13 protein-coding genes are annotated in these 12,464 nt (G+C 64.7%); 9 read left to right on the forward strand and 4 right to left on the reverse strand.

Features of this window, described 5'->3' with window-relative positions:
* Positions 1-199: 199 nt before the first annotated feature.
* From QA649_RS29675 to QA649_RS29690, 4 genes are read left to right on the forward strand one after another with little or no spacing between them, the layout of a single operon-like run.
* Complete coding sequence (locus QA649_RS29675) at positions 200-1,102, forward strand: peptidylprolyl isomerase (RefSeq protein ID WP_283020298.1); 903 nt, start codon at positions 200-202, stop codon at positions 1,100-1,102.
* Between the two features lie 38 nt (positions 1,103-1,140).
* A complete protein-coding gene (locus QA649_RS29680; protein ID WP_283026132.1) occupies positions 1,141-2,091 on the forward strand; it encodes a HupE/UreJ family protein in 951 nt (316 codons plus the stop codon).
* Between the two features lie 17 nt (positions 2,092-2,108).
* Positions 2,109-2,714 (forward strand): HupE/UreJ family protein, encoded by a 606-nt coding sequence (locus QA649_RS29685; RefSeq protein WP_283020299.1) that lies wholly within the window; start codon positions 2,109-2,111, stop codon positions 2,712-2,714.
* Positions 2,711-3,325 carry a HupE/UreJ family protein gene (locus tag QA649_RS29690; RefSeq protein WP_283020300.1) on the forward strand — a complete coding sequence of 205 codons (615 nt, stop codon included), beginning with the start codon at positions 2,711-2,713 and terminating at the stop codon, positions 3,323-3,325. The genes QA649_RS29685 and QA649_RS29690 overlap by 4 nt, the downstream gene beginning before the upstream one ends.
* Before the next feature lie 34 nt (positions 3,326-3,359).
* On the opposite strand, the gene QA649_RS29695 is transcribed toward QA649_RS29690, so the two are convergent.
* Both QA649_RS29695 and QA649_RS29700 read right to left on the reverse strand, forming a co-directional pair.
* Positions 3,360-4,235: an alpha/beta hydrolase gene (locus QA649_RS29695; protein ID WP_283020301.1), complete on the reverse strand. Its 876-nt coding sequence runs from the start codon at positions 4,233-4,235 to the stop codon at positions 3,360-3,362.
* A gap of 9 nt (positions 4,236-4,244) precedes the next feature.
* Entirely contained in the window at positions 4,245-6,752 is a 2,508-nt protein-coding gene (locus tag QA649_RS29700) for an alpha/beta hydrolase (protein WP_283020302.1), read from the reverse strand.
* Between the two features lie 131 nt (positions 6,753-6,883).
* On the opposite strand from QA649_RS29700, the gene QA649_RS29705 reads away from it, so the two are divergent.
* From QA649_RS29705 to QA649_RS29725, 5 genes are all read left to right on the forward strand, one after another.
* Positions 6,884-7,810: an alpha/beta hydrolase gene (locus QA649_RS29705; RefSeq protein ID WP_283020303.1), complete on the forward strand. Its 927-nt coding sequence runs from the start codon at positions 6,884-6,886 to the stop codon at positions 7,808-7,810.
* A complete protein-coding gene (locus QA649_RS29710; protein ID WP_283020304.1) occupies positions 7,807-8,403 on the forward strand; it encodes a hypothetical protein in 597 nt (198 codons plus the stop codon). Before QA649_RS29705 ends, QA649_RS29710 begins: the two co-directional genes overlap by 4 nt.
* Positions 8,404-8,496: 93 nt before the next feature.
* Positions 8,497-9,144 (forward strand): CoA transferase subunit A, encoded by a 648-nt coding sequence (locus tag QA649_RS29715; protein ID WP_283020305.1) that lies wholly within the window; start codon positions 8,497-8,499, stop codon positions 9,142-9,144.
* A 4-nt stretch (positions 9,145-9,148) separates the two neighbouring features.
* Positions 9,149-9,799, forward strand: a complete 651-nt coding sequence (locus QA649_RS29720) for a 3-oxoacid CoA-transferase subunit B (protein ID WP_283020306.1) — start codon at positions 9,149-9,151, stop codon at positions 9,797-9,799.
* A 10-nt stretch (positions 9,800-9,809) separates the two neighbouring features.
* Positions 9,810-10,268: a MaoC family dehydratase gene (locus QA649_RS29725; protein WP_283020307.1), complete on the forward strand. Its 459-nt coding sequence runs from the start codon at positions 9,810-9,812 to the stop codon at positions 10,266-10,268.
* A 192-nt stretch (positions 10,269-10,460) separates the two neighbouring features.
* On the opposite strand, the gene fabI is transcribed toward QA649_RS29725, so the two are convergent.
* Complete coding sequence (fabI, locus tag QA649_RS29730) at positions 10,461-11,249, reverse strand: enoyl-ACP reductase FabI (RefSeq protein ID WP_212338321.1); 789 nt, start codon at positions 11,247-11,249, stop codon at positions 10,461-10,463.
* Positions 11,246-12,460 (reverse strand): acetate/propionate family kinase, encoded by a 1,215-nt coding sequence (locus QA649_RS29735; protein ID WP_283020308.1) that lies wholly within the window; start codon positions 12,458-12,460, stop codon positions 11,246-11,248. The genes fabI and QA649_RS29735 overlap by 4 nt, the downstream gene beginning before the upstream one ends.
* Positions 12,461-12,464 lie beyond the last annotated feature (4 nt).

Below are 12,464 nucleotides of genomic sequence, written 5' to 3' on the forward strand. Positions count from 1 at the left end.
CGCGGCGACATGACCAGAGTTCCGATACAGCTTCGTGAAGGATTTATGTTCGGCGCACGCAGATCGGCAATTTCCACGAGGCATCTTGCCTCCAGCGTTTGTCCGTTGCATTTTCCGCGTCGCGTGAAGATGACAGTTGAGATGCTCTGCCGCATCGAGCGGCGGTGCGTGCTGCGAGATTTGTGACAACCATATGTCAATGCCGGCGACACCAGTTGAAGTGCAGTCCTTTCCGATATCGCACGCGGGAGGCTCGGGCCCGGTCGCCGATGTCGTCAGTGGCGCCACGCAGCCGTCGCGCTCCTTCGTCTCGGCGCTTGTACGACTGTCGCGCGAACCCCTGCTGCACTTCACCCTGCTCGGAGCAATCATCTTCGGCATCGACGCCGTGCTGCATCCGCCCGCCAAGGACGAAAAGGTCATCACAGTCACCAAGGCGATGCGTCAATCCTTCATCGACAATTTCGATGAGGACAAGGAACGAGCCCCGTCGAGCGAGCAGCTCCAGAAGATGATCGACAGCTGGGTCGCGAGCGAGATCCTCTACCGCGAAGGCAAGGCGCTCGGCGTCGACCGCGGCGACGAGACGATCCGCGACCGGATTGCCTTCAAGATGCAGTTGCTGATCTTCGACCAGATCCGCGTCCCGCGTCCCACCGACGAACAGCTGCAGGCCTGGTTTGCGGAAAATCACGCCCGCTTCGACGAGCCGGAGCGCGTCTCCTTCTACATCACTCCGCCCACCGACCAAGCGACGGCGCAACGCCAGCTCGACGACATCGTCCAGCAGCGCGAGTCCGAAGAACTGCAGCATCTCACGCGCGCCATCCTCGCCCGGCCGGTCGAGAGTCTCGCCGCAGCCTTCGGCGAAGGCTTCCGCGATCAACTGCTGACGATGCCGGAGGGCGAATGGAGGCTGCTGCAGTCCAAGGACGGCTGGCACGTCGCCCGGCTGGATTCCCGGCGCCCGGGGAATCTCGCAAGCCTCGACAAGGTTCGGGATGAGGTCGCCAGGATCTGGCATACGGACGAGACCCGCAAGCTGGCCTGGGAAGCGGTCAAGCGGCTCAAGGCGTCCTATCAAGTGCGGTACGAGCCGTGAGGGCGATCGGACATCTGCGATTGGCGCTGCTGGCTTTGATGCTGGCGCTGGCCGTACTCATCCGGCCATCGGCCGTCAGTGCGCATGAAGCGGCAATGGGCGTGCTCGAATTCCGCGAGGTCCGGCCCGGCGCCTTCGTCGGCCGCTGGAGCATCGAGCCCTCGATTGGGGCATCGCGGGTCGACCTGCGGGTGCCGCCGCACTGCTTTCTCCGCCTGCCCGAGATGAACTGCGGCGCGAAGGGGCTGGTGGGACCGATCACCATCACCAATCTCGGCTCCAACATGTCGGTCGTCCTGATCAAGGTCATCCCGGTCGAGGGCGAACCGCGCAGCTACACGATCTCGACGGCCAATCCGATCGTCTCCGTCCTTGGCACCGGCGCGCCAACACTCGAGGTGTGGCTCGAGCTTGCCAGGACGTATGTGAACTACGGCATCGATCACATCCTGCTCGGCGCCGATCATCTGCTGTTCGTGCTGGGCCTGATCTGGATCGTCGGCGGCGGCTGGCGTCTGGTGAAGACCATCACGGCCTTCACGATCGGACACAGCGCCTCGCTGGCCGCAGCAGCTTTCGGCCTGATCGGCGTGCCGGAACGACCGCTCAACGCCTGCATCGCATTGAGCATCGCCTTCGTCGGGGTGGAAATCGTCAAGCAGCAGCGCGGCGAGATCGGGCTCACCGCGCGCTATCCCTGGATCGTGGCGTTCAGCTTCGGCTTGGTGCACGGTATCGGCTTTGCGAGCGCGCTGGCGGGACTCGGGCTCGAACGCCGCCTGCTTCCGGCAGCGTTGCTGTTCTTCAACATCGGCGTGGAGATCGGACAGCTCGCCTTCGTGCTGCTCGTGCTCGCCCTGATCTGGGCGCATCGACGGCTCGATGCGGTCGTGCCGCGCTGGGGCGAGGCGCTTCCGGCCTACCTGATCGGGTCGGTGTCGATGTTCTGGTTCTTCGGCCGTCTGGTGCGCGTGTTCGCGGTGATCTGAGCGAGAGTCCCAACACAATGTCCTTGCGCCTTCCCCTCCCCCTCACGACCGCGATCGTTTCGCTCACGCTGACGCAACCGGCCCTCGCGCATGAGCAGGCCGGCGTGGCAGGTGGCCTCGTCAGCGGCCTGCTCCATCCGGTCACAGGCATCGACCATCTGATCGCAATGGTGGCCGTCGGAATCTGGGGCGCGCAGCTGGGCGCGCCGGCCATCTGGATCCTGCCGATCACATTCCCCCTCGTCATGGCGATCGGCGGAGTGCTGGGCGTGCTGCATGTGCCGCTCCCGATGCCGGAAGTGATGATTGCGGTCTCCGCCGTGATCCTGGGATTTGCCGTTGCCGCCCGGCTGCGCCTGCCCTTTGCCGCGGCCGCGCTCGTCGTCGCGGTGTTCGCGATCTTTCACGGGCATGCGCACGGCGCCGAGCTACCGCGTGCGGCGAATGCGCTCGCATATGGCGTCGGCTTTGTCATCGCCACCGGCCTGTTGCATCTGTGCGGCATCGCGATCGGCACGTTGACGCGCTGGCCCGCCGGCGAGCGGCTCATCCAGGGACTTGGGGCCGGCATCGCGGCCATCGGCTGCTATTTCCTTGCGCAAGGCGTCGGAGCCTTCGCATGAAGCTAAATTCTGCGCGCCTGTTGATCGCGGCAGCGATGCTGGTCGCCGGCGGAAGCGCCGCCGAAGCGCATATCGTGGCGGCCCGCCTCGGCGATTTTTACATGGGTGTCGTGCATCCCCTCACCGATCTCCAGGATATCGTTCTCTGGACCGCGACCGGCGTGCTGGCGGGTACGCTGGGAGCCGCAAAGGGGCGCTGGCTCATCGCCGTGTTTCCGCTTGGACTGCTGATCGGCTTGCTGCTCGGGCACGTCTTCGGGGCGGCTTCCACACAGCTTGCGGACGCGGCAATGATGCTCGCAATCGGGCTGCTGCTCGCCGCAGCGGCGCAGGTGCCCACAATGTTGCTCTGCGCGATGGCTTTCGCGGTCGCCGTGATACGGGGCGCCGCGAATGGCGCCGACCTCGCCCCCGAAACCGACCGGCTGCTGTTCGCTGCAGGATTGACTTGCGTCGGCTACGCCGCCATCACCCTGACGATGGCGCTGACCGCGGTGTTCAAGCGAACGAACTCGGACAGCGCAACATCCTGGCGCGCCATCGCCGTCCGCGCACTTGGCGGCTGGATCGCCGCGATCGGCCTGATGATGGCAAGCCTTGCGCTGGCCTGAGAGGGCGCCAGGGCCGCCCTTGTTGTAGGATCAGTCAAGAACTGGTGTCGGGAGGCAATCCTCCGAACCAGCCGCCGAAATAGCCGGCATAGAGCGCAGGGCGTTCGAGATTCATCGAATGCCCGATGCCGGGCACGATCACGAGACGGCAATCCGGCATCGCCTTGGCCATCGCGCGAAGATCGTCCGGCGCAATCCAGCCGTCCCTTTCACCCCACAGCACCATGTGCGGATGCCTCAGTTCCGGCATGCGGCGCTCGAGCTCGCGGCTTTCCCTTTCGTGCGTGAGGTTGACGGGGGTCCCGATCCAGATTCCTTCCGAGACGGCAAACGTCTGGTCGATGATGCGGTCGAACAGCGCCTCGATCTCGCCCAGTCCTTCGCGGAAGCGCGGGACGGCATTCGGCGCCATGCTTTCCGGCACGAACAGCGAGGAGGCCGCCGTTGCCATGACCGTCCGGGTCAACGCCTTGCTCGTCATCATCGACCGGAACAGGCCGATCTGGTCGGCATTGAAGGCCATGCCGAGCGGCGTCACCGGATCGAGCGCGAGCACGCGCCCGAAGCGCTGCGGCTGCATCAGCAGCATGCGCGTAGCGATGATGCCGCCGGTCGAATGCGTCGCGAGATGGCAATAGCCAATGTCCAGCGTGTCGAGGGCCGCCAGCATGTCCTGGGCATGCTGCTGCATGGAATAGTTGGAATAGTTCGCATTCGGCCTCGGCCGGTCGCTGTCACCGCACCCGCGCCAGTCCAGGCCGATGACGCGCAGCCCCTTTGGAAACAGCGGCGCGGCAAGTTCGATCCAGTCCTTGCTGGCGAGATTGCCATGGATGAAGACGACGGTCACGTCGCCCTCTCCCCACTCTCGCCAGCCAAGCTGGACCTCGCCTGCCTGCACCCGTGGCATCAGCGCGTCCTATTTGTTGAGGCCCGCCGTCGGCGCCGCGCCGGGAGGCGTCGGCGCCACCGGCAGCGCCGATGCCACCGCGCCCCGGATCATGCGGTCGGTGCCGAGCGGCGACGACGTGTCGACCGTTCCCTTGGTGACGAAGTCCACCACATCGACGGAGAACTCGACCGGGTTATCCGTATGGATGAAATGTCCGGTCTCCGGATAGATCTTGAGGATCGGCCGGTTGCCGGCATTGGTCATCCGCGACATGAACGGCGTGATGACGTCGCGCCCGAGGTCCGTGAGCCCGTTGAAGGCGGGCGTCGGGATGAACGGCTCCTTGTCGCCGAATGACAGGAATATCGGCGCCTTGATCTGGGTGACCCGCTCATAGAGGTTCTTCGGATCATCCTGCTGAAGCTCCGCTCCGATCGTGTAGATGTCGAAGATGAAGACGTTGCACCATTGCTCGAGCTCCTTCGGATTGCCCTTGGTGAGCCCGACGCGCTGCTCGGTGTGGAAGCGGGCATATTCGCTGTCGCTGAAGAAGTACCCGCTCTTGGCCGCCGAAACCGCGCCGGTGTTCGGATCGCGCTTTTTGAAATAGAAGAAGTCACGGATGTTCTGCTCATCGCGCGCCTTCTCTGCCGCGAGGATGCCGGTCTGGTCCCAGACCTGCTTCCACTTGTCGAAATCACGACCGAGGCCGTCGGCGAAGAGAGGCGCCTTCTTGTCCTTGGCGATGGTGATCTCGCGCGGATATTCCTCGAGGCCGGAGGGTGCTTCCAGGGCGAGGCCCTGCACCGCATCGGGCCAGGTCAGCGCGTAGCCCACCACGAACTGACCGCCAAGCGAGTGGCCGAGATAATAGGCCTTCTTGACGCCAAGCTGATTGACGACGAGATCGTAGATGACCTCGCGCATGTCCTGCATGGTCCGCGCGGGGCTCTTGTCGAGATTGCCAGGCCCGGACATGCCGTAATGCGGCAGGTCCGGAACGATCACGCGCAGGCCGCTGCGCAAGGCATACTGCATGATGTTGCCGTAGTGCCCGCCGAAGGCGCCCTTGCCGTGGATGATGACGAGCACCTTCGGATCCTTGTCGGCGCCGGCATACTCGTCCATGTACCCGACTTCCCAGGAATTGCCGCTCTTGTCCTTGGCATTGCCGAACTTGACCGGATAGGGATAGGTCACGTACGCCTTCCAGAACGACTTCTTCGGATCGATGTTCTGGGCGACGTCGGCCACGCGGTAATTCTTGTCGACGAATTTCTGCGCGCGATCGAGGCTCGCAACGTCGTCCATGAACGCGACGAACTTCGGATCGTTCTTTCGATTGTTGATCAGCGGGAACACGCCGTAATGGGCGACCGGGCTTTCCTCGGCGATCAGATCCGCGCCGGGCACGCGATCAACCGCCTTCTGGGCGAGCTTGAAGTTCAGCCAGAGGTCATTGGTGATGTGCATCACCAGCGTGCGCGCCTGGATGCGGCCGAGATAGGGATTGACGTTGTGCGTCTCGCCCACCCGGTTGCGCCAGACCAGATCGACCGCGTCATAGAGCTTGGCGCGGTTGGTGACGTTCAAGCCGGCTTTCTCGTTCGGCGGGTCCCAGTAGAAAATTTCGGGCTGGACGGCCGTCCAGTTCTGGGTCGTACGAAAAGCGAAGTCATAGCCCGTCATGCCGAGGATCGACCAGCCGAATGCCACGCCCGGCACCGGATGCTTCTCCTTGGGCAGCTTGTAATAGTCACCCTTGGTCGCCTGCCAGACCGGATCGCCCTGGATCGCGGCCGTCATCATCTGGAACGTCCAGTTGCCGACGGGATCCTCGCCATCGGACTGCGTGGTGCCGCCGATCGGCATCAACGCACCGATATATTCGGGATGCATGACACCCCAGACATAGGTCTGGGTGCCGCCCATGGAGACGCCGGTCACCAGCGCGACGCGCGCGACCTTCAGCTCGTCGCGCAGCAGGCGGTAGTTCGCCTGCACCATGTCGTAGTAGCTGTACTGCGGAAACTTGATGCCGAGACCGTCGGACGGCTTGCTCGCACCCCAGGTGCCGAGCGGATCGACCATGATGACGTAGTAGCGGTCGGTGTCGATCGGCCGGCCAGGGCCGATGACCGGGACGCCGCCTGACAGGGCGGCGCCTTTGACCCACTGCTCATACATGTCGGTGGAATCGCCGGAATAATAGGAGTTGATCACGACGGCGTTGGTGATCTCGCCGGCAGCGTTGCGCCGCGCGTTGCCGATCGCGATGTAGCCGGTGCGCAGCTTGCCGCCGCCGAGCGACTCCAGCGTCACGCCGCCCTCGCCACCATTCTCCCATTTCGAGGGATCGGCCAGGTCGTACTTTCCGCCGAGGCGAAAATTGGCGATCTCATAGGTCTTCTTGAGACCGTCATGCTGCATCTGCGACGAGCGTCGCGTGAACGGCTGCGCCACCGCAAGCGCGGTGCCGACCAGCAACACGATCAGGCTGACGATGCAACGCTTGAGCGCGTTTCTCCCGGTCATGGCGACCTCCCTCTTAGCGGTGTTTTGCGCGCACGCTAGGTTGGGTGCCCCCGGGAGGCTTGATTTAGCTCAATGGAATCTCCGCGCCCGCGTCGAGGATCGCGGCCATCATCACCCGGCCGGTGCCCGCAATGCCCTTCCTCAGTCACGGCTCATATCGGATCCGCTATGAGCTCGACGGACCTGCGGATGCGCCGGCCTATGTGCTGGTTAACGGTCTCACACAATATTCCGAGCTCTGGGGCGCCTATCGCGACGCGCTGATCGCTCGGCACTTTCGCGTCGCGACATTCGATCTGCTCGGCCAGGGAGTCTCCGACAAGCCCGCGCTGTTCATTAACCAGGACGACCACGTCGCCGTGCTGCATCGCCTGATCGGCGAGCTCGGCGACGGTCCGGTCTTTCTCGGCGGCATCAGTTTCGGCGGACTGATCGCACTGCGCTATGCCATCGAGCACGGCGCGCGGCTGTCCGGCCTCGTGCCGATGAGCTGCTTTGCCGAGCTTTCGCCGCAACTGCTGCTGATCGGCAATGCCCTGCGCACCGGCCTCATCCTCGGCGGCACCAGTTATCTCCAGGATCTGTTGCTGCCGATGAACCTCTCGGATCAATGGCTGAAGCCGCTGCTGGACAAGCTCGACAGCGTGAAGCGGCAGGGCTGGCTGGTGAACGACGTCTACGCGCTTCAGAACCTGATGGAGTCCTTTCTCGACTTCAAGCCGCTGACGCCGCAGCTCTCCTCCATCGCCGTCCCGACCATGATCCTGAACGGCGAGTTCGACTTCCTCACGCCGCGGGCGTTGCACGAGACCCTGCGGGTCGAGATTCCCGACAGCGCGCTCGTAATCATCCCGAGGGCCTATCACGCCTTCACGCTCGAAAAGGCGGCCCTCACGGCCGACCTGCTGGCGCGCTTTGCGGAGGACGTGATGGCCGGCCGCTGGCACGGCAACAAGCAGGTCCTGATCGCGCCGGACGAGGCCGGCGGAGACTTTTCTCCGTTTCCCGTCGGCTATGACCATCTGCGCGCGATCCCAGTGCCGAGGGCGGCAACATGAGTGCCTTCTTCGGACCGCTGGAAGCTGACGGCCGCGTCCCGCCGCGTCAACAGTCGCGGGTCTCCGCATTCCTGCTCTCCGCCCATGGCGCGCTGGCGCGGCAATTCGCGCTCGCCCTTCCCGCGAAGTTCGACGCCGCCTGGCAGACCGAGCTGAACGCCCAGCTCTATCGCGAGAGCGAGATCGTTTCGCTTCTGATGCGTGCGACCGCCTGGGTCCCGGATCTGGCGCTGGGCCCCATGGCCGCGTCCTGGGAGATGGCCTGGCTCCCGGCACCGATCGAAGGCATCGCCGATCACGTCCGCGCGCAGGCGGTCCAGCTCGCCATCCTCGCGCACGCCGTTCACGCCGGGATCCGGCCCGCGGCCCTGCTGCCGACGGAGGCCAATGCCAACGATCCTTTCGTGACGGCGCTGCGCCGCATCGAGTTCGAGAGCGGTCGGTTGCTGCAGGCGCAGATCCTGTTCCTGAAGGGGCCGGATTTGATTCCTGTCCGGGACGTCGTGAGCGCAGCGCTCGACCGGCGGCATGCCGAGGTGCGCAGGCTCTGGAACGAGGCGCTGGAGAGCATCGGCATCGTCCCGCAGCAATGATCCTGCAGCTTTGACGCAGATCAAAGCTGCGAGACCGCCCGCCTCCAACATCGACCCGCAATCCGCCTGCACTTGCCGACCGGAGGTCCGATCATGAAGGCCGTTTCCGTCGAAGAAGCCGTTGCAATGATCCCGTCCGGCGCGAGCGTCATGGTCGGCGGGTTCATGGGCGTCGGGACACCGGAACGCCTGCTGGATGAGCTCGTCCGGCAGAACAAGGCAGGCCTGTCCCTGATCTGCAACGACGCGGCCACGCCCGGCAAGGGCGTCGGCAAGCTGTTCGATGCGGCGCTGGTCTCGAAGCTGACGGCGACGCATATCGGGCTCAATCCGAAGGCGCAGCAGCAGATGCTCGGAAACCAGATCTCGGTCGATCTGGTGCCGCAAGGCACCTTCGTCGAACGCATCAGGGCGGGCGGATGCGGATTGGGCGGCGTGCTGACGCCGACCGGGGTCGGCACCCTGGTTGCGGAAGGCAAGCGCCAGATCGAGGTCGACGGCAAGCCGTTCCTGCTGGAGACCGCCATCCGCGCGCAGTTCGCGCTGATCCACGCCTTCCTCGCCGACTATCTCGGCAACCTCGCCTACGCGCTGACCGCGCGCAATTTCAATCCGATCATGGCCATGGCGGCCGACACGGTCATCGTCGCGGCCGAGCACATCGTGCCCGTCGGCGTCATCGCACCCGATCACGTCGTCACGCCGGCGCCGCTGGTCGACTACATCATTGCGAACGGGTGACCCCATGGATCCGCAGATCATCATCGCCCGGCGCGTCGCCAAGGAGCTCCGCCAAGGCAATCTCGTCAATCTCGGCATCGGCATCCCGACGCTGGTCGCGAACTACGTTCCGTCCGATCTCAAGGTCTTCTTCCAGTCCGAGAACGGGCTGATCGGCACCGGGCCGATACCGGAGCAGGGCATGGCGCATCCGCTGCTCACCGACGCCGGCGGCCGGCCGATTAGCGCGCTTCCGGGGGCGGCGACCTTCGACAGCGCGATGTCGTTCGGCCTGATCCGCGGAGGCCATGTCGACATCACCGTGCTCGGCGGCCTTCAGGTCGATGCGCACGGCCTTCTCGCCAACTGGATGATCCCGGGCAAGATGGTCCCGGGCATGGGCGGCGCGATGGACCTCGTCAGCGGTGCCAAGCGCGTCATCGTCGCCATGCAGCACGCGGCCAAGGGCAAGTCGAAGATCGTGTCCAAATGTACGCTGCCCCTGACCTCGGCACGGCCGGTGAACCTCGTCGTCACCGACATGGCCGTGATCGGCTTTCCCGACGGCAAGGCGACGCTGCTGGAGACAGCACCGGGCATCAGCATCGGCGAGGTCCTGGCGGTGACGGAGGCCGAGCTCGCCATTCCCGACACTGTGCCGGAAATGAAGATCTGACGGGGTGACCATGCGCGTATTCAGCGATTTCAACGACATCAAATCCGCCGTCGGCACCGAGATCGGTGTCAGCGACTGGGTCGAGGTGTCGCAAGCGCGTATCAACCAGTTCGCGGAGGCGACCTGTGACGAGCAATGGATCCATGTCGACCAGGAGCGCGCAGCCAACGAGATGCCCGGCGGCAAGACCATCGCCCATGGCCTGCTGTCGCTGGCGCTCGCGCCCCTCTTCATCCGCTCGGTGATCGGACTGAAGGGCCTGCGCAACACGCTGAACTACGGCGCCGACCGGATCCGATATCTGGCGCCGGTGCCGGCAGGCTCGAAGCTGCGCGGCCGCGTCACCGTCGCCGAAGCCGAGGACGTGCCGCCGGACGGGTTGCGCGTCAACTATCACCTCGTGATCGAGATCGACGGCGGCAAGAAGCCGGCCTGCATCGCCGAGCTGATCGCCCTGCACTATCGCTGAATCAAAAAAGGTCGAAAACAACCCCATGCACAGTAGCGGGGGCATTGACGACATTGCACTTTTTTTTCCGGCTTTCTTACGGCTTTTGCTGCCGGCCCTTCGTTTGACCCGTCGGGCAAAACACTGGCATGATGCCACGGTCAGCCCACAGCCTCCTGACTGCCAAGGCGGCGCGACGACACGCGGCCGGGCTCAGTCGATGATGTGATATCCGCCGTCGATGTAGAGCACGCCGCCGGTGATCAGCTTGGCGCCGTCGAGCGCCAGAAAGGCCGTGGCGTTGCCGACGTCGTCGATGCTGACGAGACTACGCGACGGAGCCTTCGACTGCGCCTTGTCCATGAGCTCGTCGAATTCGGGAATGCCTGACGCGGCGCGCGTCGCCAGCGGGCCCGGCGAGATCGCGTGAACGCGGATGCCCTTCGGACCGAGCTCGGCCGCGATGTAGCGGACCGACGCCTCGAGCGCGGCCTTGGCCACGCCCATGACGTTGTAGTTCTCCACCACCATCTGGCTGCCGTAATAGGTCATGGTGAACAGAGTGCCGCCGTTCTTCATGAGCGGCTCGGCGAGATGGGCCATGCGCATGAACGACCAGCACGAGACATCCATGGTCTTGAGGAAACCGTCGCGACCGACATCGACGACGCGGCCGTGCAATGCCTCCTTGGGCGAGAAGGCGATGGAATGAAGCAGGAAGTCGAGCTGGCCCCACTCGGCGGCGATGCGCTCGAACACCGCTTCGGTCTGTCCTTCGACCATCACGTCCAGCGGCATGAAGATCGGCGCCTGCAGCGCCTGCGCCAAGGGCTCGACATGCTTCTTGGCGCGATCGTTCAGGTAGGTGACGGCGAGATCGGCGCCGAGCGCACGAAACGCCCGCGCACAGCCCCAGGCGATGGACTGGTCATTGGCGATGCCGACGATCAGGCCCTTCTTTCCCTTCAGGGCCACCTTGCTGTCCGGGAATACTGGGATCATGACACCCTCACAGATTGTGTGTTTTGCGACGAGCCGTTCACCAGCATCGCCAGCGTGTGCTGCGCAATCATCAACTCCTCGTCGGTCGGGACGACATAGACGGGGATGCGGCTGTCGGCATGCGAGATCAGCCGCGCGTGGCGGGCGTTCTCGCCGGCATCGAGCACGGCGCCGAGCCATTCCAGCTTCGCCGCGACACGCGCGCGGATCGATGCCGAGTTCTCGCCGATGCCGGCGGTGAAGACGAAGGCGTCCAGCCCCTGCAAGGCTGCAGCCAACATGCCGGCACTGAGCCCGATCCGATAGACGAAATAGTCGATCGCGAGCCTTGCATGGGCATCGGTGCTCGCCTCGAGCTCCCGCATGTCGTTGCTGACGCCGGACAGGCCCTTCAGTCCGCACTCGCGGTAGAGGAAGTCCTGCACCCTCGTGGCCGACATGCCCTTCTCGGAAATGAGATAGAGAACCACGCCTGGATCGATCTGCCCCGGCCGCGTTCCCATCGGCAGGCCATCGAGCGCCGTGAAGCCCATGGTGCTTTCGACGCTGCGCCCGTCCTTCAATGCGCACATCGAGGCACCACTGCCGAGATGGGCGACGATCACCCGTCCGCGGGCGATCTCGGGCGCGACATGGGGCAGCGTTCGGGCGATGTATTCATAGGACAGGCCGTGAAAGCCATAGCGCCGCACGCCTTCGGCATGAAGCTGGTGCGGAATGGCATAGTGGTCTGCGACCGCGTCGTGCGTGCGGTGGAAGGCGGTGTCGAAACAGGCCACCTGGAGCAATCCCGGGAAGCCAGCGAGGAGCGAGCGGATCGGCGCCAGGTTATGCGGTTGGTGCAGCGGCGCCAGGGAGACGAAGCGCTCAAGCCGGCACACGACGCCGTGGTCGATCACGACCGGCCGCGAATAGTCCGGACCGCCATGCACGACGCGGTGGCCGACCGCGATCGGCGTCACCCGAAGCTCGTTCCGCAACCAGTCGCCGGCGACAGCCATTGCCGCCGGCACATCCGGCACGGCCTCGATCGGATAGGCGCGATCGACCAATGGGCCGTTGCTCGTGCCGCCGGCCCGCAGACGCGGCCGGCTGCCGATGCCGTCGATCTGTCCCTTGATCTGCCGCCGAAGGGTGCCTTCGCCCTCGATCGAATAGACCTGAAACTTGACGCTGGAGGAGCCGGCATTGACGACGAGGATCGTATCCATGGCG

Source organism: Bradyrhizobium sp. CB1717, from assembly GCF_029714325.1.
Taxonomy (GTDB): Bacteria; Pseudomonadota; Alphaproteobacteria; order Rhizobiales; family Xanthobacteraceae; genus Bradyrhizobium.

What these genes read in the sequence shown, in the direction of transcription:
- fabI (WP_212338321.1), bottom strand. Translation starts at nt 11,249, where the DNA reads ATGATCCCAGTATTCCCGGACAGCAAGGTGGCCCTGAAGGGAAAGAAG.
- QA649_RS29675 (WP_283020298.1), top strand. Translation starts at nt 200, where the DNA reads ATGCCGGCGACACCAGTTGAAGTGCAGTCCTTTCCGATATCGCACGCG.
- QA649_RS29725 (WP_283020307.1), top strand. Translation starts at nt 9,810, where the DNA reads ATGCGCGTATTCAGCGATTTCAACGACATCAAATCCGCCGTCGGCACC.
- QA649_RS29690 (WP_283020300.1), top strand. Translation starts at nt 2,711, where the DNA reads ATGAAGCTAAATTCTGCGCGCCTGTTGATCGCGGCAGCGATGCTGGTC.
- QA649_RS29685 (WP_283020299.1), top strand. Translation starts at nt 2,109, where the DNA reads ATGTCCTTGCGCCTTCCCCTCCCCCTCACGACCGCGATCGTTTCGCTC.
- QA649_RS29720 (WP_283020306.1), top strand. Translation starts at nt 9,149, where the DNA reads ATGGATCCGCAGATCATCATCGCCCGGCGCGTCGCCAAGGAGCTCCGC.
- QA649_RS29700 (WP_283020302.1), bottom strand. Translation starts at nt 6,752, where the DNA reads ATGACCGGGAGAAACGCGCTCAAGCGTTGCATCGTCAGCCTGATCGTG.
- QA649_RS29695 (WP_283020301.1), bottom strand. Translation starts at nt 4,235, where the DNA reads ATGCCACGGGTGCAGGCAGGCGAGGTCCAGCTTGGCTGGCGAGAGTGG.
- QA649_RS29680 (WP_283026132.1), top strand. Translation starts at nt 1,141, where the DNA reads ATGCTGGCGCTGGCCGTACTCATCCGGCCATCGGCCGTCAGTGCGCAT.
- QA649_RS29735 (WP_283020308.1), bottom strand. Translation starts at nt 12,460, where the DNA reads ATGGATACGATCCTCGTCGTCAATGCCGGCTCCTCCAGCGTCAAGTTT.
- QA649_RS29705 (WP_283020303.1), top strand. Translation starts at nt 6,884, where the DNA reads ATGCCCTTCCTCAGTCACGGCTCATATCGGATCCGCTATGAGCTCGAC.
- QA649_RS29715 (WP_283020305.1), top strand. Translation starts at nt 8,497, where the DNA reads ATGAAGGCCGTTTCCGTCGAAGAAGCCGTTGCAATGATCCCGTCCGGC.
- QA649_RS29710 (WP_283020304.1), top strand. Translation starts at nt 7,807, where the DNA reads ATGAGTGCCTTCTTCGGACCGCTGGAAGCTGACGGCCGCGTCCCGCCG.